A 23,923-nucleotide genomic window follows, 5' to 3' on the forward strand; every position below is an offset into this window, starting at 1 on the left:
TTTTCGTTAGCGGCCAGTGGGCCGGCTGGAAGTCACCATGAACGTATCCGTAGATTCCTTCCTCGAGCGCCTGAAGCGGCGCGATCCCGATCAGCCCGAGTTCCATCAGGCGGTGGAAGAGGTATTGCGCAGCCTGTGGCCCTTCCTCGAGGCCAACCCTCACTATCGGCAGGCCGGTATCCTCGAGCGCATCGTCGAGCCGGAGCGCGCCATCCTGTTCCGCGTGCCCTGGGTCGACGATCAGGGGCGGGTGCAGGTCAATCGCGGCTACCGGGTGCAGATGAGCAGCGCCATCGGCCCGTACAAGGGTGGCCTACGCTTCCACCCGTCGGTGAATCTCGGCGTACTCAAGTTCCTCGCCTTCGAGCAGGTGTTCAAGAACTCCCTGACCTCGTTGCCCATGGGCGGCGGCAAGGGCGGTTCCGACTTCGATCCGAAGGGCAAGAGCGATGGCGAAGTGATGCGTTTCTGCCAGTCGTTCATGACCGAACTGTACCGCCACATCGGCGCCGACCTCGACGTGCCGGCCGGCGACATCGGCGTCGGCGGCCGCGAGATCGGTTTCCTGTTCGGCCAGTACAAGCGTCTGTCCAACCAGTTCACCTCGGTGCTGACCGGCAAGGGCGTCGCCTACGGCGGCAGCCTGATCCGTCCGGAGGCCACCGGTTATGGCTGCGTGTATTTCGCCGAGGAAATGCTCAAGACCCGGCGGGAAAGCTTCGACGGCAAGCGCGTGGCGATCTCCGGCTCCGGCAACGTGGCCCAGTACGCCGCGCTCAAGGTGATGGAGCTGGGCGGCCAGGTCATCTCCCTGTCCGACTCCGACGGTACCCTGTTCCTCGAGGGCGGCATGACCCGGGCGCAATGGGACTACCTGATGGACCTGAAGAACGTGCGTCGTGGCCGCCTCAGCGAAATGGCCCTGCACTTCGGTCTGCAGTTCTATGCCGGCCAGCGTCCGTGGCACCTGGCCTGCGACATCGCGCTACCCTGCGCCACGCAGAACGAGCTGGACGCCGACGACGCCCGAGCGCTGCTGAAGAGCGGCTGCATCTGTGTCGCCGAAGGCGCCAACATGCCGTCCACCCTGGAGGCGGTCGACCTGTTCGTCGAGGCCGGCATCCTCTATGCGCCGGGCAAGGCCTCCAACGCCGGCGGCGTGGCGGTGAGTGGCCTGGAGATGTCGCAGAACGCCATGCGCCTGCACTGGAGCGAAGGCGAAGTGGACACCAAGCTGCACAGCATCATGCAGTCCATCCACCATGCCTGCGTGAACTACGGCGAGGAGAACGGTCAGGTCAACTACGTCAAGGGCGCCAACATCGCCGGCTTCGTCAAGGTCGCCGACGCCATGCTGGCCCAGGGCGTGGTCTGACTCCCGAGGCAGAAGCCCGGCCGGTCGGACCTTCGGCCCGACCGGCTGATCCTGGCCCGCATCTCTCCTTCAGCTCGCCAGCAGCCGCCTGATCCACTCCAGCAGCACCCCCGGCAGGCGTTCCGGGTTGGGCAGCAAGGCGTAGCGCCGCGCACCGAACACCGCCGGCAAATAGCCGGATGCCTGCCGGTCGATGGTCAGGCAGAACGGCTGTATCCCCCGCAGCCGGGTTTCGTTGACCGCCTGGCGCATGTCTTCCACGCCGTAGCGGCCCGCGTACTTGTCCACATCGTTCGGCTTGCCGTCGGAGAGCAGCAGCAAGAGCCGATGGGTGGCCGGCTGCTGCATCAGGCAGGTGCTGGCATGGCGGATGGCGGCGCCGGCGCGGGTGTAGAGCTCCGGCTCCAGCGCGGCGATGCGCCGTGCGACGGCGACCCCGTAGCGCTCCGGAAAGTCCTTCAGGGTCCGCAGCTTCACCGACTGCGGGCCGACGCCGGAGAAGGCCTGCACGGCATAGGGCTCGCCCAGGCTGTGCAGAGCCAGGCAGACCAGCAGCAGGGCTTCGCGCTCCACGTCGATGATCCGCCGCTGGCTGGAGATCCAGCCGTCGGTGGAGCCGCTGACGTCGATCAGCAGCAGGATCGCCAGATCGCGCCGGCTGCTGCGTTGCAGCTGGTACAGCGCCTGCGGCATGCCGAGGCCGGCGCGGGCCTGGGCCAGGGCATCGGTATAGGCGTCCAGGTCGATGTCGTCGCCGTCCAGCTGGCGGCGCAGCCGCAGGCGCTGGGCGCGCAGCCGCTCGAACGGACGGCGGACGGCCTCGAGCAGGGCGCGGTGGGTCTCCTGGGTCCGTTCGACCCACTCCAGAGGGCCGGTCGCAGCGGGGCACAGGTGTACGGTCGCGCCGTGATCGCGATAGCTTCGGCTGCGAAAATTCCACTCCGGATAGACCAGGGCCGGGCCCACCGGGGGTTCGCTGCGCACGAAGAGCCGGGCGCCCGGCGGGTCGTCGTCGAGCGGAACCTCCCTCGGCGAGGCGGGATTGACCGCCAGACGGGTCTGCTGCTCCGCCAGGGCGTCGGCGACATCCTCGGCGGCGCGCGTCTGGCGATCGGCGAGACGCTGGAGGTTCGGCGGCTCTTCGCTGGGCTCGCGGGTTTTGGCGGCCTGCACCGTCCAGGGGCCGGATTGCCGTTGGCCATCCCTCCCGGCGAGCGGCCGGCGCGCCAGGGGGCTGCGGGGCAGGTGCGCGGTATGAGGCGGAGCGGTGGGCGCCTGCGCCTCGGCGACATCGACCGACGGTGCCATCGCCTCGGGTTGGCGCAGGTCGCCGGTCCAGCAGTCGCGCAGCAGCGGCTCGGCGCCGAGCAGGTTGCTCGGCGGCAGGGCTCTGGCGAGACGGCAGGCCAGGCGCAGCGCGTCGTCCGGTGTGGCCGGCGGAGTCAGGCCGGGCAGGGGCTCGCTGCCGGGATCTTCCAGCACCCGGCGGAGGAGACCTTCCAGCGCCAGTCCCGGGCCGCTGCAGGACGATAGCTGCGGGCGCTGCGCCAGGGCGTCACGGCGCAGGGCCAGGAGCGGCGACGCCAGCCCGGGCAGGCGGGCCAGCAGGTCGGTTTCGGCGGCCCAGGCCTCCAGGAGCAGGTAGAGGCCGCGCTGCAGCGGGTCGGTCAGCTCCCGCAGGTGCGCCGCACTGCCGCGGGCGGCGCGCGTGGCCTGGAGCAGGGCGAGGATCCGGTAGCGGGCCAGGGCGTCTTCGGGCGAGCCTAGGTCAAGATTGGCCGGCAGCCAGATGTTGAGGCCGTCGGTGGCCGGTACGGCGGCTCGCGACCGAGGGCCGTCGCGGCGACCGAGCAGTTTAGTCAGCAGCCGGGGCGGGGCGGGTGGTTGGGCCGCACGCAGTGCGTAGCAGCGGCCGAATAGGGCATTGATCAGCAGGTCCAGACGCTGCGCCACCTCCGCCAGGGCGAGACCGTCGGGCGTCGGCGGTGCGCCGTGGCGCCGGCGCCACAGAGCCTGGGCGTAGTTCGTGGCGCGGCGCGTCGCTGCGGTCAGGGCATCCTCGCCTACGCTCATCGGGCGAATGCCAGTTCGACCAGATCGGTCATGGCGCCGAGCAGGGTGGCGTCGTCCGAGAGCGGGGCGATCAGGGCGGCGCGGCAGGCGCTGCGCGGCTCGATGCCGTCGGCGATCAGGCGTGCGCTGGCGATCAGCAGACGGGTGCTCGGCACCTCCGCCAGGCCGCGGTCCTGCAGTTCGCGCAACTGCCGGCCGAGGCCGACCAGGGCATGGGCGATGGCCGAATCGACGCCGCTCTCGTGACTGACGACGGCGGCCTCGCGTTCGGCCGGTGGGAAGTCGAAGTCGAGCGCCACGAAGCGCTGCCGGGTGCTCGGCTTGAGGTCCTTGAGCAGGCGCTGGTAGCCGGGGTTGTAGGACACCACCAGCTGGAAGCGCGGCGCCGCCTCGAGGATCTCGCCGGTCTTGTCCAGCGGCAGCAGGCGGCGGTGGTCGGTGAGCGGATGCAGCACCACGACGGTGTCCTGACGCGCCTCCACCACTTCGTCCAGATAGCACAGGGCGCCTTCGCGCACCGCCCGGGTCAGCGGACCGTCGACCCAGCGGGTGCCCTCGTGGCCGATCAGGAAGCGTCCGACCAGGTCGCTGGCGGTCAGGTCGTCGTGGCAGGCGATGGTGATCAGCGGTCGGCCCAGGCGCCAGGCCATGTGCTCGACGAAGCGGGTCTTGCCGCAGCCGGTCGGCCCCTTGAGCATCACCGCCAGATGCTGGGCGTGGCAGCGCTCGAAGATCGCCACCTCGTCGCCGGCCGGCAGATAGAAGGGTTCCCGCTCCGGCCGCCCGGACTGGCGGGGCCGCTCGCTCGGCTCGTTCATGGCTTTGCCTCCGTGTCCGTGTGCCGGTCCGCTCCGGCCCGGAGCTACTGGGGCCGGCGGAAGATGGTCAGCAGGACCAGGGATTCCTGCCGTGCTTTCACCGTGCAGCGGGTGCCTCCGGTCAGGTACAGGAGGTCGCCAGCCTGCATGGGCCTCCACTGGTCGTCGATCCCGACCTCGATGGCGCCCTCCAGGCAATGCAGGGTCACCGGGCCCTCCACCTGGTAATCCGCCAGCACCTTGCCGGACTCGAGGGCCAGGCGCACGACCTCAATGTCCGGTGTGCTGACCAGCGCCTGGGACTGGTCGCCGGCCGTCTGGGCGAAGGCGTTGCGGATGTTCACCACTTCGCCGGAGAGTGCATGTCTGAGTGCCATGACGGAGCTCTCGTCCACTGCTGCGATGGCTTTGAACCTAGACAAGCATCGGTGCGCTGTCCAGCGACTGCCCGGCAGGGGGCAGCGGGGGCGACCGGCGTTCTCAGTACTGATACCAGCGCAGTTGCAGCATCAGATCGTTGACCGGCCCGGCCAGATGGCTGAACTCGCGCCGGGCCGACAGACGCAGGCCGAGGTTGTCGGCCAGCTCCCAGTGCTGGGAGAGGTCGAAACGGCGGCGGACCTCGCCGTTGGCGAAGTAGTCGGTGGTGGTTTCCAGGCTCAGGTTACCCAGCCGGTTGCGCCACAGGAGGCCGGCATCGAAGCCGCCGGCGGGGCTGATGAAGGCGGCGAAGTCCTGGTTCTGCTCCAGACGCAGGGTGGCCAGGGCGAAGCCGTAGAGCTCGTCGTCCAGCTGCCAGGTGAAGCCGGCGCCGCCGCCGACGCGGCCGACCAGCTGCGCCTCGCCGTGCTTGCCGAGGACCCGCTCCAGGCCGCCGCCGACCTGCCAGGACCAGGGCTTGAGCAGGCCGCTGCGCGGGGTCAGCGAGCGAATGTTGGCCAGGTCCAGCTGCTGCAACTGCCAATGGTTGCCCTCGTACTGGCGCAGCTTGAGCTGGAGGATCTCGATCTGCGCGCCGATGGGAAAGCCGTGGAGGTTGTCGAGCAGGTCGTGGTAGGCCATGCGCAGGCCGTATTCGGCAAAGGTCCGGTGGTCGCGGCTGCCGAGGCCGAGTTGCCAGGTATGCGAGCGGTGGCCCTGCTCGGGCCGGGCCGGGCGCTCGACCGCCAGGCGCGGTGGCGGGTTGCGGTTGATCGCCTGAAGCAGGCGGAAGCTGGTGCGTGCGCCGTCTTCGTCGCGCTCCTTGCCGGACTGGCGATAGCGGGTCAGGCGGAAGGCGGCGTCCTGCATCAGCGCCCGGCGTTCGGCCGGCCGGGCCTGGAAGGCCCGATCGTCCAGCGCGGCCGGGTCGCCGGCCAGACGTTCGACCCAGTCCTGCTCCCGTCGATCCAGCGAGCGGGCGCGGGTCAGCAGCTCCTTTTCCTTGGACGGCCGGTAGTCGATGGCCTCGATCAGCCCGGCCTGCTCCACCGCCCGCACCGTGTCGGTGGGGATGGCGGTGAAGGGGAACTGATCGGTCAGTTCGAGTCCGGGACGGGCGATCTCCAGCAGTTCCAGCAGGCGATACGAGCAGTTCTCGTCGAAGAAGAAGTAATCGAAGCGGATCTGCTTGAGTTCCCAGACGTGCTCGATCATTCGCCCGGTTTCCTCGGGCGTCAGGTTCAGCCGGTACTCCCACAGGTCGCGGTTTTCCAGGCGGCTGTATTCGGACAGCTTGTCGTTGTAGGGCATCAGGGCGAACAGCCCCGGATAGCCGCCCATCACGCCCTTCCAGGCATACAGGATGCTGTTGTCCATGCCCTCGATGTGGGCGCCGAAGTTCAACGCATAGCTGAGCAGGACGGTGCCCTGTCTGTCGACGTCGGCCTGGTCGACGCGCAGCAGGGTATGGCCGAACATTGACGAGGGGCTGTTCAGGTAGGCGGCGGGAAACACCAGCACGGCGCTGTGCGGGGCGATGTCCTGCCACCACCGGGTGAATTCGGGGCACTGCACCTTGGGCAGATCGTCGAGTGCGAGCCGCTCCTTCAGCCAGCGGGTGCGAGCCGGATAGACGCATTGGGGATGGCGATCGCCGAGGGCCGGGTCCCGGTACAGCGCGCGGAGGGTGGCGGCCAGCTCGGCGGCCGGGTCGTGCGCGCCCTGCGGCGACAGGAAGAATCTGGCGTCGTCCACATAGCTGCGCCAGCCGCCCAGCCGGCTGCGCTCGTAGTGGCCGAGCGAGAGCCAGAACGGCTCGGCTGCCAGGCTCTGCAGGCGGCTTTCGGTGGGCGCAGGGGCAGCGTGGAGCGCGGCACAGGCGCCGCTCAGCACGAGGGGAAGCAGGCGTTTGAGCATCTGGGGCCGGCAGCGTGGAGGCGCGAAGAGGCCCGCCGAAGCGGGCGCGTGGACGTCTCGCGGTCTGGGATCAGGCCTGCTCGGCGTACTTGGCCAGGCGTGCGTCGTTCTTCAGCACGGCCAGGGTGGCGGCATGCACGTCTTCGGCGGTGACGTCGGCGGAGCGGAAGATCTCGCTGAAGTGCTGGTGGGTCACGGCGGCGAAGTGGGCGCGGTCTTCCGGCTGCACGCCGAGCACCACGGCATAGGTGGTCAGGGCTTCGCCTTCGCCCTTGGCCATGTCCTCGGACAGTTCGTCCATGATGCTGCCGAGCACGATCATCGGCTTGCCGTTGTAGGAGAGGGCGCCCTTGGTGGAGCAGCCGTTGGTGCCGGAGGTCATGCCGAAGGTGGCGTTGCCGGAGGTGCCGTTGGTGGTCGAGGCGACCAGGTGCGAGGGCAGACCGCGCTGGCCCTTGAACAGCATGTTGCCCCAGCCGCAGCCCGGGCCGCCGGGGGCTTCGGCGAAGGCGTTGAGAGCGGTGGCGGCGAGCAGGGAACCAAGCAGAATCCGTTTCATTGATGATCTCTTCTTCATGTGGACGATGGGCCGGCCCCTGCCGGCCCGCGTGCAGCATTTTGTAACGCGGGCAAAGTGTCAAGGACGGCCGCTGCGTATTGCGATGATTGCTCCAGATCAGTGCGATTCGGCTTATCTGGGCCAAACTGGAACCATCATTCAGCATGAACTCGAGAGAACGCCAGCATGTCCACCTTCGATCCCCGGGTTGCCCTCGACCGTCTCCATCTCGAATACAGCCAGCGGGTCAGCGCCATCCGCGGCGATCTGGGCCAGCCCCATGCGGCGGACTCCGCCGAGCAGGCCAGCGAACGGCAGAACGACGACGTGCTGCGGGCTTTGCTGGCCGAGGCCGAGGAGGGGCTGCGCGCGGTCGCACGGGCCCGTCAGCGGCTGGCGGAGGGAACCTACGGCGCCTGTCTGCGCTGCGGCGGGCCTATCGAGCCGGCGCGCCTGGCCGCGTTGCCGACCGCCGAGTACTGCCTGGGTTGCACGGATCGGACGCCGTGAACCTTCCGGGCTGACACCTTGCGGCAGGTCGGACTCGAAGCCAGAATGCCGGCATCACTCCCCGCGGCCCGTGCCGCCCGATGTAAGGATTCCCGATGCCCGACTCCGTTGCCGCCGGCCTGCGCCTGAGCCCCGATGAGCTGACCCGTCCCTTCGCGCCCTCCCAGTTCGATTTCAACACCACCGACGACCTGGAGCCCTTCCGCGGCGTGCTGGGCCAGGAGCGTGCGGTACAGGCCCTGCAGTTCGGCGTGGCGATGCCGCGCCCGGGCTACAACGTCTTCGTCATGGGTGAGCCCGGCACCGGCCGTTTTTCCTACGTCAAGCGCTACCTGCAGACCGAGGCCAAGCGCCTGGCCACCCCCTGCGACTGGGTCTACGTCAATCATTTCGACGAACCCCGCGAGCCGCGCTCGCTGGAGCTGGCGCCCGGCAGCGCCAGCGAATTCATCGACGACATCGTCCATCTGATCGACAACCTGCTGGCGACCTTCCCCGCGGTGTTCGAGACGCCCACCTACCAGCAGAAGAAGGGCGCCATCGATCGCGGCTTCAACCAGCGCTACGACCGGGCCCTGGACCTGATCGAGCGGCTGGCGCTGGAGAAGGACGTCGCTCTGTACCGCGACAGCGCCAACATCGCCTTCACGCCGATGAAGGATGGCAAGGCCTTGGACGAAACCGAGTTCGCCCAGCTGCCCGAGGCCGAGCGCGAGCGTTTTCACGAGGATATCGCCGTCCTCGAGGAGCGCCTCAACGAGGAACTCTCCAGCCTGCCGCAGTGGAAGCGCGAGTCGAGCAACCAGCTGCGCCGGCTCAACGAGGAGACCATCACCCTGGCCCTGCAGCCGCTGCTGGCACCGCTGTCGGAAAAGTATGCGGAAAGCGCCGGGGTCTGCGCCTATCTCCAGGCGATGCAGGTCAACCTGCTGAAGACGGTGGTCGAGCAGCTGGCCGACGAGAGCGGCTCGGACGCTCAGCGCCGGGCGCTGCTGATGGAGCAGTACTGTCCGAGCCTGGTGGTCGGCCATCACAGCCAGGGCGGTGCGCCGGTGGTATTCGAGCCGCATCCCACCTACGACAACCTGTTCGGCCGCATCGAATACAGCACCGATCAGGGCGCTCTCTACACCAGCTACCGACAGCTGCGCCCGGGGGCGCTGCACCGTGCCAACGGTGGCTTCCTGGTACTCGAGGCGGAGAAGCTGTTCGGCGAGCCCTTCGTCTGGGATGCGCTCAAGCGCGCCCTGCATTCGCGCCAGCTGAAGATGGAGTCGCCGCTGGCCGAGCTGGGCCGGCTGGCCACGGTAACCCTGAATCCGCAGGTCATTCCGCTGCAGGTCAAGGTGGTGATCATCGGTTCGCGCGAGATTTATTACACGCTGCAGGACGTGGATCCGGACTTCCAGGAGATGTTCCGCGTGCTGGTGGACTTCGACGAGGAGATCCCCCTGGCCGAGGACAGCCTCGAACAGTTCGCCCAGTTACTCAAGACTCGGACCACGGAGGAGGGGCTGGCATCGCTCACCTCGGCCGCGGTGGCCCGTCTTGCCACTTACAGCGCGCGTCTGGCCGAGCACCAGGGGCGCTTGTCGGCGCGCATCGGCGATCTGTTTCAGCTGGTCAGCGAGGCCGACTTCATCCGTCAGCTGGCCGGCGACAGGGTCACCGACATCGGCCACATCGAGCGAGCCCTGAAGGCCAAGGAAACCCGCACCGGCCGCGTCTCGGCGCGCATTCTCGACGACATGCTGGCCGGCATCATCCTGATCGACACCCAGGGCGCGGCGACCGGCAAGTGCAACGGCCTGACCGTGCTGCAGGTCGGCGACTCGGCCTTCGGCGTGCCGGCGCGGATCTCCGCCACCGTCTATCCGGGCGGCTCGGGCATCGTCGACATCGAGCGCGAGGTCAGCCTCGGCCAGCCGATCCATTCCAAGGGGGTGATGATACTCACCGGCTACCTGGGCAGCCGTTACGCCCAGGAATTTCCCCTGGAAATTTCCGCCAGCATCGCCCTGGAGCAAAGCTATGGCTACGTGGATGGCGACAGCGCCTCGCTCGGCGAGGTCTGCACGCTGATCTCGGCGCTGTCGCGCACCCCGCTCAGGCAGTGCTTCGCCATTACCGGCTCGATCAACCAGTTCGGCGAGGTACAGGCGGTCGGCGGGGTCAACGAGAAGATCGAAGGCTTCTTCCGTCTCTGCGAGGCCCGCGGCCTGACCGGCGAGCAGGGCGTAATCATCCCGCGGGCCAACGTCAGCAACCTGATGCTCGACGAGCGCGTGCTGCAAGCGGTGAGGGCCGGTCGCTTCCATGTCTATGCCGTGCGTCAGGTGGACGAAGCGCTTGGTCTGCTGCTCGGCGAGCCGGCCGGCACGCCGGACGGCGAGGGGCGTTTCCCTGCGGGCAGCGTCAACGAACGCGTGGTCGAGCGGCTGCGGGAAATCGCCGAAATGGGTGTCGAGGAAGACGAGGCCAGGCAGAAGGCGCCGCATATCAACGTCAAGGAATGAGCGCTGCCGGTGAACGAGGATAACGGGATGCCATGCAGGGCACTCCCGTTGTTTTGCGGATCATGCACAGAGTTATCCACAGGCTGAAAAGGCTTCCTGTGCGGCAGACGTGGGTGTAGGCTGAAAGTGAGCCCTGAGGGGGATCAACCTATGCCGCGCAGTCTCTGTTTCACCCGGCGTTGCCTGGGAATGGAAATCCGCATCGAGTTCGTGGTTCGGCCGCTGGTCGGCGATCAAGGGGTGTGGGCGCTACTGTGCGCCGCCGGTACATCCGGAGCGCAGCCCTCTTCGGTCAGGGCGCAAGGCCCGTTCCACGGGGCTCGGGAGGCCGAGGCGATACTCGCTGAGATCGCCACGAACCTGGCCGGACTGGATTATGTCGAGTGTTCCGAGATGCTCATCTGGCGCCTCCATCTGCAGGCCGAACTGCGCCGGGTGAACGAGGCCTGGCGGCATCGACGAGGCGGTTTCCTGTCCACGGAACACTGATCGGGTGGGCTTTCTGCGCTGGATTCATCCTGTCTTTATCAACAAAGTTATCCACAAAAGGCTTGATTATGTCGGATCGGTATTTGACGGCTGAAGGCCCTGTGGGCGGAACCACCGACCTGGCCGAATGCTCGTCTTTCCCGATCGGCCATCCGCTCGGTTCGGCTGTCCGCATGTGCTAGTCTGTTCAGCCTTTTTAACCAAGTGGAGCCGTAGCATGCCCGAACTCAACCTTTCCACCGACGAAGCTCGTGTCAGCTACGGCATCGGCCGGCAGCTGGGTGATCAGATCCGTGACAACCCTCCGCCCGGGGTGAGCCTGGACGCGCTGCTGGCCGGTCTCGCCGATGCCTTCAACGGCAAGCCCAGTGCGGTGGGCGCGGACGAGATGTCTGCCAGCTTCCAGGTGATCCGCGAGCGCATGCAGGCCGACGCCAAGGCCAAGGCCGAGGCGGCTGCAGCCGAGGGCGTCGCCTATCTTGCCGAGAACGCCAAGCGCGAAGGCGTGACCGTGCTGCCTTCCGGCCTGCAGTTCGAAGTACTGAGCGCTGGTGAAGGGCGCAAGCCGAGCCGCGAGGACACCGTGCGCACCCACTACCACGGTACCCTGATCGACGGCACCGTGTTCGACAGCTCCTACCAGCGCGGTCAGCCGGCCGAGTTTCCGGTCGGCGGCGTGATCGCCGGCTGGACCGAAGCCCTTCAGCTGATGAACGCCGGCAGCAAGTGGCGTCTCCATGTACCGAGCGAACTGGCCTACGGCGCTCAGGCGGTCGGCAGCATTCCGCCCCATAGCGTCCTGGTGTTCGACGTCGAGCTGCTCGACGTGCTCTGATCGATCTCAGGTTGCCAGCATCACCGAAAGCCGGGCCATTGGTCCGGCTTTCGCGTTTCTGCCATTCGGTGCCATCGCTGCCCCGGTCGCAGGACGCGGCTGTAGCAGAACAGGAACAGGTTGCGGACGATTTCCTTGAGGATCTGTGGCTCGGAGGAGTTCAGCTCTCCCAGCTCCAGATCGCCTTGGGCGCGCAGTTCGTCCAGATCCTCCTCGTCCAGCACGGCGCAGACCTCGCCGGTCTCCCGGTGAAGGATGCGTAGACAAGGATGGGGGCGTTCCAGCCAGGCGTCGATCAGATAGGTCATGTCTCATCTCCCGAACAAGGTTTAGATGAGAATAATTTTTATTTGCAAAATTGCAAGAGCGATACGGTATTTCTTCGAGCCAAGAAAAAGCCCGTCCACGCCTGGGGCGCGACGGGCTCGGATGCATCGTTGGCGATCAGTGCGTCCGCGCCACGGCGAAGCGGGTCAGTTCGATCATGGCGTCGCGGTATTCGTTGTCGGGCAGGACATCGAGGCAGGCGATGGCCCGGTCGGCATGGTCGCGCGCCAGGCGTGCCGTGTAGTCGAGAGCGCCAGCGGCCTCCACGGCATCGAGGATGCTGGAGAGGTCCTCGATGCCGCCTTTCTGGATTGCCTTTCGTACCAGGGCGGCCTGCTCGGGGGTGCCTTCGCGCATGGTGTAGATCAGGGGCAGGGTAGGCTTGCCTTCGGCCAGATCGTCGCCGACGTTCTTGCCCAGGGTTTCCGCATCGCCACGGTAATCGAGCAGGTCGTCGACCAGCTGGAAGGCGATGCCGAGAAGATCCCCGAACTGGCGCAGGGCTTCCGCCTGCTCGGCGCTGGCTCCGGCGAGAACGGCGGCGCTGTGGCTCGAAGCCTCGAACAGCATCGCGGTCTTGCCGCGGATGACCTCCATGTAGGTCTCCTCGGTGGTGCTGGCATCGCGGATCTTCGACAGCTGCAGCACCTCGCCTTCGGCGATCACCCGGGTAGCTTGGGAAATGATGCGCATCACCGGCATGGAGGCGAGTTCTACCATCATCTCGAAGGAGCGGGCGTAGAGGAAGTCGCCCACCAGCACGCTCGGCGCATTGCCCCATAGGGAGTTGGCGGTGGATCGGCCGCGGCGCAGTCCGGAAGCGTCGACCACGTCGTCATGCAGCAGGGTGGAGGTATGCAGGAACTCGATGATGGCGGCCAGCAGGCGCAGTTGATCGTTGCGGTAGCCCAGAGCGCTGCCGCTGAGCAGAACCAGCAACGGCCTCAAGCGCTTGCCGCCAGCGGAGACGATGTAGTCGCCGATCTTTTCCACCAGCGGCACGTGGGAGGTGAGCTGCTTGCGGATAATGCCGTCGACAGCGTTGAAATCATCCGCTACCACGCGGTAAAAGGCTTGGGGTTGCATCAACGCCTCGAGCTGCTCATGGGTTGCGCGGGCATGCTAGGTGGCAGGTCTTGCACTGTCAAGGCAAGGCCCTGCGCCGCTTGCGCGCGATGGGCCCCCCGCGTACAATCGCTGGCCCTAACTTCCCTGGGTATTTCCCTGTCTTACGCAATTGCGCGGAGCGGTCAAACGGTTCCGTGCAGCCATGCCGGCCGATCATTATTCCTACTAAAGCGCTGGGTGAGCAGGATCAAACGGAGACATACCATGTACGCAGTAATCGTTACCGGCGGCAAGCAGTACAAAGTTGCCGAAGGTGAATTCCTTAAAATTGAAAAGCTCGAAGTGGGCACCGGCGAGTCGGTCACTTTCGATCGCGTGCTGCTGATCGGCAACGGCGACGACGTGAAGATCGGTGCTCCGGTGGTCGAAGGCGCCAAGGTGACTGCCGAAGTAATCGGTCAGGGCCGCCACGACAAGGTGAGCATCATCAAGTTCCGCCGTCGTAAGCACCACATGAAGCACCAGGGCCACCGTCAGTGGTTCACCGAGGTCAAAATCACCGGTATTCAGGGCTGATCGGAATTCTCCGCCTGAATCCCCGCAATTTGGAGTATTGAACTCATGGCACACAAAAAAGCTGGCGGTTCTACCCGCAACGGCCGCGACTCAGAAAGTAAACGCCTTGGCGTGAAAATCTACGGCGGCCAGGTCATCAAGGCCGGCAACATCATCGTGCGTCAGCGCGGCACCCAGTTCCACCCCGGCTACGGCGTGGGCATCGGCAAGGATCACACCCTGTTCGCGAAAGTGGAAGGCGTGGTCAAGTTCGAAGTGAAAGGTGCTTTTGGTCGTCGCTACGTGAGCGTCGTCCAGGCCTGATCGCGGCTTTGCCGGAAAAGCCCTGTCATGCGACGGGGCTTTTTTGTTTTTATATCCTGTTAGACCTCGATTCAATCAGCCCGCCCCGGCGGGAGGCGTACCCATGAAATTCGTCGATGAAGTATCGATTTTTGTAAAAGCCGGCGATGGCGGCAACGGCATGATGAGCTTTCGTCGAGAGAAGTTCATCGAGAAGGGCGGCCCCAACGGTGGCGATGGCGGTGACGGCGGCTCCGTGTATCTGGAGGCCGACGAGAACCTCAATACCCTGGTGGACTACCGCTACACCCGGCGCTTCATGGCGCAGAACGGCGAGAAGGGTGGCAGCACCGACTGCACCGGGGCCAAGGGTGAGGATCTGGTTCTGCCGGTGCCGGTCGGTACGACGGTGATCGATGCCGGCACCCAGGAGATCATCGGCGACCTGACCAAGCCCGGGCAGCGCCTTCTGGTCGCCCAGGGTGGCTGGCACGGGCTCGGCAATACCCGCTTCAAGTCCAGTACCAATCGGGCTCCGCGGCAGACCACGCCGGGCAAGCCGGGGGAGGCGCGCGATCTCAAGCTGGAGCTGAAGGTGTTGGCGGACGTCGGTCTGCTCGGTCTGCCGAACGCCGGCAAGAGCACCTTCATTCGTGCGGTTTCGGCCGCCAAGCCGAAGGTCGCCGACTACCCCTTCACCACCCTGGTGCCGAACCTGGGGGTGGTTAGCGTCGGTCGCTACAAGAGCTTCGTGGTCGCCGACATCCCGGGTCTTATCGAGGGGGCGTCGGAGGGGGCTGGGCTGGGTATCCGCTTCCTCAAGCACCTGGCCCGTACCCGGCTACTGCTGCATCTGGTGGACATGGCGCCGCTGGATGAAAGCGATCCTGCCGAGGCGGCCGAAACCATCATCCACGAGCTGGAGAAGTTCAGTCCGGCGCTGACCGAGCGCGAGCGCTGGCTGGTGCTGAACAAGGCCGACCAGTTGCTCGACGAGGAGCGCGAGGAGCGCCTGTGCGCCGTGATCGAACGGCTCGACTGGAAGGGGCCGGTGTATGTCATCTCCGCGCTGGAGCGCGAGGGGACCGAGGCGCTCTGCCAGGACATCATGCGCTATCTGGACGAGCGGGCCCTGCGTATTGCCGAGGAGCCCGAATACGCCGAGGCTCTGGCTGAGCTGGATCAGCGCATCGAGGACGAAGCGAGGGCGCGCCTGCAGGCGCTGGACGATCAGCGCGCGCTGCGTCGCGCCGGGCTGAAGAGTGCCGATGTGCTGGAGGGCGAGGACGATTTCGACGACGAAGACGATGGTGACGGGCCGGAGATCTTCTACGTGCATTGATTTTGTCGGGCGGACGAGGTTCGTTCGCGAATTCCGGCGGCGGGCCGGGCCCGCCGTCTGACTGATAGGGCGGAAAGGCTGAGATGATGCGCGATAAGGTAGCGGGTGCGCGGCGTTGGGTGGTGAAGATCGGCAGTGCCCTGCTGACCGCCGACGGCCGTGGTCTGGATCATGGCTCGATGGCGGTCTGGGTCGAGCAGATGGTGGCTCTGCGCGAGGCTGGCGTCGAGCTGGTGCTGGTCTCTTCGGGGGCGGTGGCGGCGGGTATGAGTCGGCTCGGTTGGAGCGCTCGACCGAAAGCTATTCGCGAGCTGCAGGCGGCCGCCGCCGTCGGGCAGATGGGGCTGGTCCAGGCCTGGGAGTCCAGTTTCTCCAGGCACGGCCTGCATGCCGCACAGATCCTCGTGACTCATGACGATCTTTCCGATCGCAAGCGTTATCTGAATGCACGCAGCACGCTGCGGACCTTGGTGGATCTCGGGGTGATTCCGGTGATCAACGAGAACGACACCGTGGTGACTGACGAGATTCGCTTCGGCGACAACGATACCCTGGCGGCTCTGGTGGCCAATCTGGTAGAGGCAGATCTGCTGGTCATCCTGACTGATCGCGATGGCATGTTCGATGCGGATCCGCGCAATAACCCGGATGCCAAGCTGATCTTCGAGGCGCGAGCCGACGATCCGGCGCTGGATGGCGTTGCCGGCGGTACGGGGGGCGCCCTGGGGCGTGGCGGGATGCAGACCAAGCTGCGCGCGGCACGGCTGGCGGCGCGTTCGGGAGCGCACACGGTGATCGTCGGTGGGCGGATCGAGCGGGTGCTGGGGCGGCTCAAGGCCGGGGAGCGGCTGGGCACTCTGCTGGCTCCGGAACAGGAGATGCTGGCCGCTCGCAAGCAATGGCTGGCCGGCCATCTGCAGATGCGCGGAACTCTGGTGCTGGACGGCGGCGCCGTGCAGGCCCTGGTGCGGGATCACAAGAGCCTGTTGCCTGTCGGGGTGACGGAGGTCGATGGTAATTTCCGGCGCGGCGAGATGGTGGTTTGCGTCGATCAGGAGGGCAGGGAAGTGGCTCGTGGCCTGGCCAACTACAGTGCCGTCGAGGCGCAAAAGATCATCGGGCACTCTTCCGATCTGATCGAGAAGCTGTTGGGCTACGTGGATGAGCCGGAGTTGGTTCATCGCGACAATCTGATTCTGGTCTGAGGAAAGCTGGCATGCGCGTGATTGGATTGGTGTTGGCGGCGCTGTTGTCGCCTCTGGCTCTGGCGGAGGAGATCGGTGAGGTCTCCACGGTGTTCAAGTGGGTCGGGCCGAACGACAAGATCGTGGTCGAGGCCTTCGACGATCCCAAGGTTGCGGGGGTGACCTGCTACCTGTCGCGAGCCAAGACCGGTGGCGTCAAGGGTGGTCTGGGGTTGGCCGAAGATCGGGCCGAAGCCTCCATTGCCTGTCGCCAAGTTGGACCGATCAGCTTTCGCGAGGAGTTGAAGGATGGCGAGGAGGTGTTCAAGGAGCGCACTTCGCTGGTGTTCAAGACCATGCAGGTGGTGCGCTTCCTGGACAGGAAGCGTAATACCCTGGTCTATCTGGTCTATAGCGACAGGGTGATCGAGGGTAGTCCGCAGAATGCCGTGACGGCGATTCCGATCGTGCCCTGGCGCGAGTGAATGGAGTGGGGCGGGGTGCGGCTCGCTCCCGTTTAGAACTCGCGGGCAATAAAAAACCGGCCATCGGCCGGTTTTTCATTTGAACGCTTCGATCAGGCTGCGGCTTGGCCGAGTGCCTTGATGTGTGCGTTCAGGCGGCTCTTGTGACGAGCGGCCTTGTTCTTGTGGATGATGCCCTTGTCGGCCATGCGGTCGATGACCGGAACGGCTGCAGTGTAGGCTGCTTGGGCTTTCTCCAGGTCCTTGGCGTCGATAGCCTTGACCACGTTCTTGATGTAGGTACGAACCATCGAGCGCAGGCTGGCGTTATGGCTACGACGCTTCTCAGCCTGTTTGGCGCGTTTTTTGGCAGAAGGTGAGTTGGCCACCGTCAAGCTCCTCGAAAACTGGGGGGGATACGAACAAATAAGGCCGCGAATCATGCCGAGCTGTCAGGGGGTTGTCAAGGGGCGGGCAATCTGCAGGGGGAGGCGATTCCCTCGGGGAGTGGTCGCCGGCAGGTGAAAGAATTCGGTCCTCCCCAGTCCCGGTGCGTTGCGGCAGTCAGGCGTGGGCTCTACACTCGGCGGCCTCGCTGCCTCTGGGCAAGCGCAGCCTCTCCGGTCAGGATGCAGCCCACTCTATGAATCTACTCAAGTCGCTGGTGGCCGTCAGTTCCATCACCATGCTGTCCCGTGTGCTGGGGTTCGTGCGCGATACCATAGTGGCGCGGATCTTCGGCGCGGGCATGGCCTCCGACGCCTTTTTCGTCGCCTTCAAGCTGCCCAACCTGCTGCGCCGCATCTTTGCCGAAGGGGCATTTTCCCAGGCTTTCGTACCGATCCTGGCCGAATACAAGACCCAGCAGGGCGAGGAGGCGACTCGCACCTTCGTGGCCTATGTTTCCGGCCTGCTGACCCTGGCGCTGGCGCTGGTGACCCTCCTGGGCGTACTCGCCGCGCCCTGGGTCATCTGGATCTCGGCCCCGGGCTTTGCCGATACGCCGGAGAAATTCGACCTGACCTCCGCTCTGTTGCGAATCACCTTTCCTTATATATTGCTGATTTCCCTGTCGTCCCTGGCCGGGGCAATCCTGAACACCTGGAACCGCTTCGCCGTACCGGCCTTCGTGCCGACTCTGCTGAACGTCAGCATGATCGGCTTTGCCCTGTTCCTCACCCCGTATTTCGATCCGCCGGTGCTGGCCCTGGCCTGGGCAGTGCTGGCCGGTGGGCTGCTGCAGCTGCTCTACCAACTGCCGCACCTGAGGACGATCGGCATGCTGGTGCTGCCGCGCCTGAATCTGCGCGACAGTGGTGTCTGGCGGGTGCTCAGGCAGATGCTGCCGGCTATCCTCGGCGTTTCGGTGGGGCAGATCTCGCTGATCATCAACACCATCTTCGCCTCCTTCCTGGCTGCCGGTTCGGTGTCCTGGATGTACTATGCCGACCGCCTGATGGAGCTGCCGTCCGGGGTGCTCGGCGTGGCGCTGGGGACTATCCTGCTGCCGGCCCTGTCCAAGACCTACGCCAGCAAGGATCGCCACGAGTATTCGCGCTTGCTCGACTGGGGGCTGCGCCTGTGTTTCCTGCTGGTGCTGCCCTGCGCCCTGGCGCTGGCGATCCTGGCCGAGCCGCTCACCGTGTCCCTGTTCCAGTACGGCAGGTTCGACGCCCACGACGCCCTGATGACCCAGCGGGCGCTGATTGCCTACTCGATTGGCCTGCTCGGTATCATCCTGGTCAAGGTACTGGCGCCCGGGTTCTACGCTCAGCAGAACATCCGGACGCCGGTGCGGATCGCCGTTTTCACCCTGGTGGTGACCCAACTGATGAATCTGGCCTTCATCGTTCCGCTCAGGCATGTCGGCCTGGCGCTGTCCATCGGTCTGGCGGCCTGCCTGAACGCCGCTCTGCTCTACTGGAAATTGCGCAGCCAGCGCTTGTTCGAGCCGCAGCCGGGGTGGGGGAGGTTCATCCTCAAGCTGGTGGTGGCAGTGCTGGCGATGGTTGGCGTGCTGCTAGGGCTGATGCAGTTGATGCCGGCCTGGGATCTGGGTGGTATGCCGGAGCGCTTCCTGCGCCTGGGCATCCTGGTGCTGGCAGGCGTGCTGACCTATTTCGGAGTGTTGGCAGCGCTCGGCTTTCGCCTGCGGGATTTTTCCCGCAGGGCGATCGCATGACCGAAGGCGCGCGGGTGGCGCGAGCCGGGACGAGACCTGTCGCTTGGCGGCAGACTTCCGGCTGGAGGCGCGACTGCTGGCCTGTTGCCCGGCGTCGGCTGTGCGTATAATCGACCACTTTGTAAGTAAGATGTGTCCTATGCAGCTGGTTCGAGGCCTCCACAATCTGCGGCCCCAGCATCGGGGTTGTGTCGCCACCATTGGGAATTTCGACGGTGTCCATCGTGGCCACCAGGCTATCCTCGCGCGCATGCGCGAGCGTTCGGCTGCCATGGGGCTACCCAGCTGCGTGGTGATCTTCGAGCCTCAGCCGCGTGAGTTCTTCTCCCCCGATACGGCCCCGCCGCGCCTGACCCGCCTGCGCGAGAAGCTCGAACTGCTCGCCGCGGAAGGTGTGGACCGGGTGCTGTGCCTGGCCTTCAATCGTCGCCTGCGCGAGTTGAGCGCCCAGGCATTCGTGGAAACGGTGCTGGTCGACGGACTGGGAGTGCGCCATCTGGAAGTGGGCGACGATTTCCGTTTCGGCTGCGACCGTGCCGGCGATTTCGACTTCCTCTGCCGTGCCGGGATAAGTGAAGGCTTCACGGTCGAGGCGGCCACTACGGTCGAGGTGAACGGCGAGCGGGTCAGCAGCACCCGGGTGCGCGAGGCGCTGCAGTCCGGCGACATGGCTCTGGTCGAGCGCCTGCTCGGCCGGCCGTTCAGCATTTCCGGACGAGTCCTGCACGGACAGAAGCTGGGCCGTCAGCTGGGGGCGCCGACCGCGAACATCCAGCTCAAGCGGCGCCGTGTTCCGCTCTGCGGTGTCTACGTGGTGAGCACCGAGCTGGATGGGCGGCGCTGGCCGGGAGTGGCCAACATCGGCGTGCGACCTTCCGTGGATGGCGATGGGCGGGCCCATCTGGAGATGCATCTGCTGGATTTCGCCGGCGACCTGTACGGTCGGCACCTTGCCGTTACCTTTCACCATAAGCTGCGCGACGAGCAGCGTTTCGCCTCACTGGCGGCGCTGAAAACGGCGATCGACGCGGATATCGCCGCCGCCCGTGCCTACTGGCAGGGTCAACCGCTTAATCACGAGCCTGAATGACGATGACCGACTACAAAGCGACCCTCAATCTGCCGGAGACGGCATTCCCGATGAAGGCCGGCCTGCCGCAGCGCGAGCCGGAAATGCTGCAGCATTGGAACAGCATCGGCCTGTACCAGAAGCTCCGGCAGATCGGCGAGGGGCGTCCGAAGTTCATCCTGCACGACGGCCCGCCGTACGCCAACGGCAACATTCACATCGGCCACGCGGTGAACAAGATCATCAAGGACATGATCGTCCGTTCCAAGACCCTGGCCGGTTTCGACGCTCCCTACGTCCCGGGTTGGGACTGCCACGGCCTGCCCATCGAGCACAAGGTCGAGACCACCTTCGGCAAGAACCAGCCGGCGGACCTGACCCGCGAGCGCTGCCGTGCCTACGCCGCCGAGCAGGTGGAGGGGCAGAAGGCCGACTTCATTCGTCTCGGCGTGCTCGGCGACTGGGCGAATCCCTACCGGACCATGGACTTCTCCAACGAGGCCGGAGAGATTCGTGCCCTGGCCAAGATGGTCGAGGGCGGCTTCGTGTTCAAGGGCCTGAAGCCGGTGAACTGGTGCTTCGATTGCGGCTCGGCGCTGGCCGAGGCGGAGGTCGAATACCAGGACAAGAAATCCGATGCCATCGACGTGGCCTTCCAGGTGGAGGATGCCGACAAGCTGGCCGCCGCTTTCGGTCTTTCCAGCCTGGACAAGCCGACCAGCATCGTGATCTGGACCACCACCCCCTGGACCATCCCGGCCAACCAGGCGCTGAACGTCCATCCGGAATTCACCTATGCCCTGGTCGATTGCGGCGACCGCCAGCTGGTGCTGGCCGAGGAACTGGTGGAGGGCTGTCTGGCTCGCTACGGCCTCGACGGGCAGGTGATCGCCACGGCGAAGGGCGAGGCCCTGGAGCTGGTCCGTTTCCGCCACCCGTTCTACGAGCGTTTCTCGCCGGTCTACCTAGCCGATTACGTGGCGCTGGACGCCGGCACCGGCATCGTCCACTCGGCCCCGGCCTACGGCGAGGACGACTTCCGCTCCTGCAAACAGTACGGCATGAGCAACGACGACATCCTCAGCCCGGTGCAGAGCAACGGCGTGTACGTCGAGTCGCTGCCGTTTTTCGGCGGCCAGTTCATCTGGAAGGCCAATCCCAATATCGTCGTCAAGCTCGATGAAGTGGGGGCCTTGCTCAAGCATGCGAGCATCACCCACAGCTACATGCACTGCTGGCGGCACAAGACCCCGCTGATCTACCGGGCTACCGCTCAGTGGTTCGTCGGCATGGACAAGCAGCCGGCCGAAGGCTCCACCCTGCGCGAGCGGGCCCTGACCGCCATCGAGCAGACCGAGTTCGTGCCCGCCTGGGGGCAGGCGCGCCTGCACGGCATGATCGCCGGTCGGCCCGACTGGTGCATCTCGCGTCAGCGCAACTGGGGCGTGCCCATCCCGTTCTTCCTGCACAAGGAAAGCGGCGAGCTGCATCCGCGCACCGTCGATCTGATGGAAGAGGTGGCCAAGCGGGTCGAGAAGGAGGGCATCGAGGCCTGGTTCAAGCTCGAACCCGTGGAACTGCTCGGCGATGAGGCCGCCCAGTACGACAAGATCGCCGACACCCTGGACGTCTGGTTCGACTCCGGCACCACCCATTGGCACGTGATGCGCGGCTCGCACCCCATGGGCCATGAGCAGGGGCCGCGCGCCGACCTGTATCTCGAAGGCTCCGACCAGCACCGCGGCTGGTTCCATTCCTCGCTGCTGACCGGCTGCGCCATCGACGGCCACGCCCCGTATCGGGGGCTGCTGACCCACGGCTTCACCGTGGACGAGAACGGCCGCAAGATGTCCAAGTCCCTCGGTAACGTGATCGCCCCGCAGGAGATCACCGACAGCATGGGCGCCGACATCCTGCGTCTGTGGGTCGCCGCCACCGACTATTCCGGCGAGATGGCGGTGTCCAAGCAGATCCTCCAGCGCAGCGCCGACGCCTACCGGCGCATCCGCAATACCGCGCGCTTCCTGCTTTCCAACCTCAACGGCTTCGATCCGGCGAAGGATCTGCTGGCCGCAGAGGACATGCTGGCGCTGGATCGCTGGGCGGTGGATCGCGCCCTGCTGCTGCAGCGCGAGATCAAGGAGGCCTTCGACAGTTATCGCTTCTGGGTTGTGTATCAGAAGGTGCACAACTTCTGCGTGCAGGAGTTGGGCGGTTTCTATCTCGACATCATCAAGGACCGCCAGTACACCACCGCCGCCGACAGCGTGGCGCGCCGCTCCTGCCAGAGCGCGATGTATCACATCGGCGAGGCCCTGGTGCGCTGGATCGCGCCGATCCTAGCCTTCACCGCCGAGGAGATCTGGCAGTACCTGCCCGGCGATCGCAACGAATCGGTGATGCTCAACACCTGGTACGAAGGGCTCTCCGAACTGCCGGAAGGCTTCGAGCTGGGGCGTGCGTTCTGGGATCGGATCATGACGGTCAAGGCGGCGGTCAACAAGGAGCTGGAAAACCAGCGCGCGGCCAAGGCCATCGGCGGAAACTTGCAGGCCGAGGTTACCCTCTATGGCGATGCGGCGCTCACCGAAAGCCTGGCCAAGCTGGGCGACGAACTGCGCTTCGTGCTGATCACCTCCGCAGCGACCGTGGAGCCCCTGGCGACCGCTGCCGCGGATGCGGTGGAAACCGACGTCGGCGGTCTCAAGCTCAAGGTGGTCAAGTCCGGCCATGCCAAGTGTGGTCGTTGCTGGCATCACCGCGAAGATGTCGGTATCGACCCGGCCCATCCCGAGATCTGTGGTCGCTGCGTGGAAAACATCGAAGGCGAAGGCGAGGTGCGTCACTATGCGTGACGCGATTGCCCAGTCCTGCTGCGGAGCCTCGGCATGACTTCCCGCTTCGGCAAGCTTCCCTGGCTCTGGCTCAGCCTGGTCGTATTCGCGCTCGACCAGGCGAGCAAGCTGTATTTCGAAGGCGCGCTGCGTCTGTATGAGCAGATCACGATCATTCCCGGCCTATTCAGCTGGACCTTGGCCTACAACACCGGCGCGGCCTTCAGCTTCCTGGCCGGCGAGTCCGGTTGGCAGCGCTGGCTCTTCGCTCTGATTGCCATTGCGGTCAGTGCCGTGCTGGTGGTCTGGCTGAAGCGTCTCAAGCCCGGCGAGACCTGGCTGGCCGTCGCCCTGGCCTTGGTGCTGGGCGGCGCGGTCGGCAACCTGTTCGACCGCGTGGTCTACGGCCATGTGATCGACTTCATCCTCGTGCACTGGCAGGACCGCTGGTTCTTCCCGGCCTTCAATCTGGCCGACAGTGCGATCACCATAGGCGCCATCATGCTGGCGCTCGACATGTTCACCAGCAAGAAGTCCGGAGAACCCGCCCATGACTGATCTGCGCATAGGACCCGATCGGGAAGTCACCCTGCATTTCGCCATCAAACTGCAGTCCGGCGATGTGGTCGACAGCAACTTCGACAAGAGTCCGGCCACTTTCAAGGTCGGCGACGGCAACCTGCTACCGGGGTTCGAACAGGCTCTGTACGGCCTCAAGGCCGGTGACAGGCGTACCTTGCCGATCGAGCCGGAGCAGGGCTTCGGCCGACCCAACCCGCAGAACGTGCAGGTCATGCCGCGCAGCCAGTTCGAAGGCATGGAGCTGTCCGAAGGTCTATTGGTGATCTTCAGCGACGCATCCAGCAGCGAAATGCCCGGCGTGATCAAGGCGTTCGACGACAACCAGGTCACCATCGACTTCAACCACCCGCTGGCCGGCAAATCGCTGACCTTCGAGGTGGAGATCGTCGACGTCAAGGCTGTCTAAGTAGGCTCCAACTTCAACGAAGGAGTGCGGCTGGGCTCTCCGGCCTGGCCCTTACCCTCCCTTCAGCGTTTACACTTGCAACTCTTCCGATTCTG

General features: G+C 65.6%; 23 protein-coding genes. 15 read left to right on the forward strand and 8 right to left on the reverse strand.

Annotated features, from left to right (window positions below):
* Positions 1-37 precede the first annotated feature (37 nt).
* Positions 38-1,375, forward strand: a complete 1,338-nt coding sequence (gene gdhA / locus ACFOJE_RS16255; RefSeq protein ID WP_377815608.1) for an NADP-specific glutamate dehydrogenase — start codon at positions 38-40, stop codon at positions 1,373-1,375.
* A 69-nt stretch (positions 1,376-1,444) separates the two neighbouring features.
* On the opposite strand, the gene ACFOJE_RS16260 is transcribed toward gdhA, so the two are convergent.
* The 5 genes from ACFOJE_RS16260 to ACFOJE_RS16280 all read right to left on the reverse strand — a co-directional run bounded on the left by ACFOJE_RS16260 (position 1,445) and on the right by ACFOJE_RS16280 (position 7,162).
* The gene (locus ACFOJE_RS16260; protein ID WP_377815610.1) at positions 1,445-3,448 is read right to left on the reverse strand and encodes a nitric oxide reductase activation protein NorD; all 2,004 of its coding nucleotides are present in this window, start codon (positions 3,446-3,448) and stop codon (positions 1,445-1,447) included.
* Entirely contained in the window at positions 3,445-4,266 is an 822-nt protein-coding gene (locus ACFOJE_RS16265) for a CbbQ/NirQ/NorQ/GpvN family protein (protein WP_377815612.1), read from the reverse strand. The genes ACFOJE_RS16260 and ACFOJE_RS16265 overlap by 4 nt, the downstream gene beginning before the upstream one ends.
* Positions 4,267-4,310: 44 nt before the next feature.
* Complete coding sequence (locus ACFOJE_RS16270; protein WP_377815614.1) at positions 4,311-4,643, reverse strand: hypothetical protein; 333 nt, start codon at positions 4,641-4,643, stop codon at positions 4,311-4,313.
* A gap of 103 nt (positions 4,644-4,746) precedes the next feature.
* Entirely contained in the window at positions 4,747-6,603 is a 1,857-nt protein-coding gene (locus ACFOJE_RS16275; RefSeq protein ID WP_377815615.1) for an Lnb N-terminal periplasmic domain-containing protein, read from the reverse strand.
* Between the two features lie 70 nt (positions 6,604-6,673).
* Entirely contained in the window at positions 6,674-7,162 is a 489-nt protein-coding gene (locus ACFOJE_RS16280; protein WP_377815617.1) for a DUF3015 domain-containing protein, read from the reverse strand.
* Between the two features lie 186 nt (positions 7,163-7,348).
* Between ACFOJE_RS16280 and ACFOJE_RS16285 the strand changes: the two genes are divergently transcribed.
* The 4 genes from ACFOJE_RS16285 to ACFOJE_RS16300 all read left to right on the forward strand — a co-directional run bounded on the left by ACFOJE_RS16285 (position 7,349) and on the right by ACFOJE_RS16300 (position 11,512).
* A complete protein-coding gene (locus tag ACFOJE_RS16285) occupies positions 7,349-7,672 on the forward strand; it encodes a TraR/DksA family transcriptional regulator (RefSeq protein WP_377815618.1) in 324 nt (107 codons plus the stop codon).
* Positions 7,673-7,767: 95 nt separating this feature from the next.
* On the forward strand, positions 7,768-10,188 hold the full coding sequence (locus ACFOJE_RS16290; RefSeq protein ID WP_377815620.1) for a Lon protease family protein: 2,421 nt from the start codon (positions 7,768-7,770) through the stop codon (positions 10,186-10,188).
* 150 nt (positions 10,189-10,338) lie between these two features.
* Entirely contained in the window at positions 10,339-10,677 is a 339-nt protein-coding gene (locus tag ACFOJE_RS16295; protein ID WP_377815622.1) for a PA4575 family protein, read from the forward strand.
* 217 nt (positions 10,678-10,894) lie between these two features.
* Positions 10,895-11,512 (forward strand): FKBP-type peptidyl-prolyl cis-trans isomerase, encoded by a 618-nt coding sequence (locus ACFOJE_RS16300; RefSeq protein WP_377815623.1) that lies wholly within the window; start codon positions 10,895-10,897, stop codon positions 11,510-11,512.
* 20 nt (positions 11,513-11,532) lie between these two features.
* On the opposite strand, the gene ACFOJE_RS16305 is transcribed toward ACFOJE_RS16300, so the two are convergent.
* Positions 11,533-11,820, reverse strand: a complete 288-nt coding sequence (locus tag ACFOJE_RS16305; protein WP_377815625.1) for a PA4570 family protein — start codon at positions 11,818-11,820, stop codon at positions 11,533-11,535.
* A 136-nt stretch (positions 11,821-11,956) separates the two neighbouring features.
* Positions 11,957-12,925, reverse strand: coding sequence for a polyprenyl synthetase family protein (locus ACFOJE_RS16310; protein WP_377815627.1), 969 nt, complete (start codon positions 12,923-12,925; stop codon positions 11,957-11,959).
* 246 nt (positions 12,926-13,171) lie between these two features.
* Here ACFOJE_RS16310 and rplU point away from each other — a divergent pair, with 246 nt between their 5' ends.
* The 5 genes from rplU to ACFOJE_RS16335 all read left to right on the forward strand — a co-directional run bounded on the left by rplU (position 13,172) and on the right by ACFOJE_RS16335 (position 16,776).
* A complete protein-coding gene (gene rplU, locus ACFOJE_RS16315) occupies positions 13,172-13,483 on the forward strand; it encodes a 50S ribosomal protein L21 (protein WP_377815628.1) in 312 nt (103 codons plus the stop codon).
* A gap of 45 nt (positions 13,484-13,528) precedes the next feature.
* On the forward strand, positions 13,529-13,786 hold the full coding sequence (gene rpmA / locus ACFOJE_RS16320; RefSeq protein WP_377815630.1) for a 50S ribosomal protein L27: 258 nt from the start codon (positions 13,529-13,531) through the stop codon (positions 13,784-13,786).
* 103 nt (positions 13,787-13,889) lie between these two features.
* Positions 13,890-15,107: an Obg family GTPase CgtA gene (gene cgtA, locus ACFOJE_RS16325; RefSeq protein ID WP_377815632.1), complete on the forward strand. Its 1,218-nt coding sequence runs from the start codon at positions 13,890-13,892 to the stop codon at positions 15,105-15,107.
* Between the two features lie 86 nt (positions 15,108-15,193).
* Positions 15,194-16,312: a glutamate 5-kinase gene (gene proB / locus ACFOJE_RS16330; protein WP_377816322.1), complete on the forward strand. Its 1,119-nt coding sequence runs from the start codon at positions 15,194-15,196 to the stop codon at positions 16,310-16,312.
* Positions 16,313-16,323: 11 nt separating this feature from the next.
* Positions 16,324-16,776, forward strand: coding sequence for a CreA family protein (locus ACFOJE_RS16335; RefSeq protein WP_377815634.1), 453 nt, complete (start codon positions 16,324-16,326; stop codon positions 16,774-16,776).
* Between the two features lie 92 nt (positions 16,777-16,868).
* Here ACFOJE_RS16335 and rpsT read toward each other — a convergent pair whose 3' ends face one another.
* A complete protein-coding gene (gene rpsT, locus ACFOJE_RS16340) occupies positions 16,869-17,144 on the reverse strand; it encodes a 30S ribosomal protein S20 (RefSeq protein WP_377815636.1) in 276 nt (91 codons plus the stop codon).
* A 254-nt stretch (positions 17,145-17,398) separates the two neighbouring features.
* On the opposite strand from rpsT, the gene murJ reads away from it, so the two are divergent.
* From murJ to ACFOJE_RS16365, 5 genes are all read left to right on the forward strand, one after another.
* Positions 17,399-18,937, forward strand: a complete 1,539-nt coding sequence (gene murJ, locus ACFOJE_RS16345) for a murein biosynthesis integral membrane protein MurJ (RefSeq protein WP_377815638.1) — start codon at positions 17,399-17,401, stop codon at positions 18,935-18,937.
* A 139-nt stretch (positions 18,938-19,076) separates the two neighbouring features.
* On the forward strand, positions 19,077-20,027 hold the full coding sequence (gene ribF, locus ACFOJE_RS16350) for a bifunctional riboflavin kinase/FAD synthetase (protein WP_377815640.1): 951 nt from the start codon (positions 19,077-19,079) through the stop codon (positions 20,025-20,027).
* Positions 20,028-20,029: 2 nt separating this feature from the next.
* Entirely contained in the window at positions 20,030-22,861 is a 2,832-nt protein-coding gene (gene ileS, locus ACFOJE_RS16355; RefSeq protein WP_377815641.1) for an isoleucine--tRNA ligase, read from the forward strand.
* 33 nt (positions 22,862-22,894) lie between these two features.
* Entirely contained in the window at positions 22,895-23,398 is a 504-nt protein-coding gene (gene lspA, locus ACFOJE_RS16360) for a signal peptidase II (RefSeq protein ID WP_377815643.1), read from the forward strand.
* Positions 23,391-23,828 carry an FKBP-type peptidyl-prolyl cis-trans isomerase gene (locus tag ACFOJE_RS16365; protein ID WP_377815645.1) on the forward strand — a complete coding sequence of 146 codons (438 nt, stop codon included), beginning with the start codon at positions 23,391-23,393 and terminating at the stop codon, positions 23,826-23,828. The genes lspA and ACFOJE_RS16365 overlap by 8 nt, the downstream gene beginning before the upstream one ends.
* Positions 23,829-23,923 lie beyond the last annotated feature (95 nt).

The organism is Azotobacter bryophylli (genome assembly GCF_042643485.1).
Classification (GTDB): domain Bacteria; phylum Pseudomonadota; class Gammaproteobacteria; order Pseudomonadales; family Pseudomonadaceae; genus Azotobacter; species Azotobacter bryophylli.

What these genes read in the sequence shown, in the direction of transcription:
- ACFOJE_RS16305 (WP_377815625.1), bottom strand. Translation starts at nt 11,820, where the DNA reads ATGACCTATCTGATCGACGCCTGGCTGGAACGCCCCCATCCTTGTCTA.
- cgtA (WP_377815632.1), top strand. Translation starts at nt 13,890, where the DNA reads ATGAAATTCGTCGATGAAGTATCGATTTTTGTAAAAGCCGGCGATGGC.
- ACFOJE_RS16300 (WP_377815623.1), top strand. Translation starts at nt 10,895, where the DNA reads ATGCCCGAACTCAACCTTTCCACCGACGAAGCTCGTGTCAGCTACGGC.
- ACFOJE_RS16270 (WP_377815614.1), bottom strand. Translation starts at nt 4,643, where the DNA reads ATGGCACTCAGACATGCACTCTCCGGCGAAGTGGTGAACATCCGCAAC.
- ACFOJE_RS16275 (WP_377815615.1), bottom strand. Translation starts at nt 6,603, where the DNA reads ATGCTCAAACGCCTGCTTCCCCTCGTGCTGAGCGGCGCCTGTGCCGCG.
- ribF (WP_377815640.1), top strand. Translation starts at nt 19,077, where the DNA reads ATGCAGCTGGTTCGAGGCCTCCACAATCTGCGGCCCCAGCATCGGGGT.
- ACFOJE_RS16335 (WP_377815634.1), top strand. Translation starts at nt 16,324, where the DNA reads ATGCGCGTGATTGGATTGGTGTTGGCGGCGCTGTTGTCGCCTCTGGCT.
- ACFOJE_RS16285 (WP_377815618.1), top strand. Translation starts at nt 7,349, where the DNA reads ATGTCCACCTTCGATCCCCGGGTTGCCCTCGACCGTCTCCATCTCGAA.
- ACFOJE_RS16265 (WP_377815612.1), bottom strand. Translation starts at nt 4,266, where the DNA reads ATGAACGAGCCGAGCGAGCGGCCCCGCCAGTCCGGGCGGCCGGAGCGG.
- murJ (WP_377815638.1), top strand. Translation starts at nt 17,399, where the DNA reads ATGAATCTACTCAAGTCGCTGGTGGCCGTCAGTTCCATCACCATGCTG.
- ACFOJE_RS16310 (WP_377815627.1), bottom strand. Translation starts at nt 12,925, where the DNA reads ATGCAACCCCAAGCCTTTTACCGCGTGGTAGCGGATGATTTCAACGCT.
- rplU (WP_377815628.1), top strand. Translation starts at nt 13,172, where the DNA reads ATGTACGCAGTAATCGTTACCGGCGGCAAGCAGTACAAAGTTGCCGAA.
- ACFOJE_RS16295 (WP_377815622.1), top strand. Translation starts at nt 10,339, where the DNA reads ATGCCGCGCAGTCTCTGTTTCACCCGGCGTTGCCTGGGAATGGAAATC.
- gdhA (WP_377815608.1), top strand. Translation starts at nt 38, where the DNA reads ATGAACGTATCCGTAGATTCCTTCCTCGAGCGCCTGAAGCGGCGCGAT.
- rpmA (WP_377815630.1), top strand. Translation starts at nt 13,529, where the DNA reads ATGGCACACAAAAAAGCTGGCGGTTCTACCCGCAACGGCCGCGACTCA.
- proB (WP_377816322.1), top strand. Translation starts at nt 15,194, where the DNA reads ATGCGCGATAAGGTAGCGGGTGCGCGGCGTTGGGTGGTGAAGATCGGC.
- ACFOJE_RS16290 (WP_377815620.1), top strand. Translation starts at nt 7,768, where the DNA reads ATGCCCGACTCCGTTGCCGCCGGCCTGCGCCTGAGCCCCGATGAGCTG.
- ACFOJE_RS16365 (WP_377815645.1), top strand. Translation starts at nt 23,391, where the DNA reads ATGACTGATCTGCGCATAGGACCCGATCGGGAAGTCACCCTGCATTTC.
- ileS (WP_377815641.1), top strand. Translation starts at nt 20,030, where the DNA reads ATGACCGACTACAAAGCGACCCTCAATCTGCCGGAGACGGCATTCCCG.
- lspA (WP_377815643.1), top strand. Translation starts at nt 22,895, where the DNA reads ATGACTTCCCGCTTCGGCAAGCTTCCCTGGCTCTGGCTCAGCCTGGTC.
- ACFOJE_RS16280 (WP_377815617.1), bottom strand. Translation starts at nt 7,162, where the DNA reads ATGAAACGGATTCTGCTTGGTTCCCTGCTCGCCGCCACCGCTCTCAAC.
- ACFOJE_RS16260 (WP_377815610.1), bottom strand. Translation starts at nt 3,448, where the DNA reads ATGAGCGTAGGCGAGGATGCCCTGACCGCAGCGACGCGCCGCGCCACG.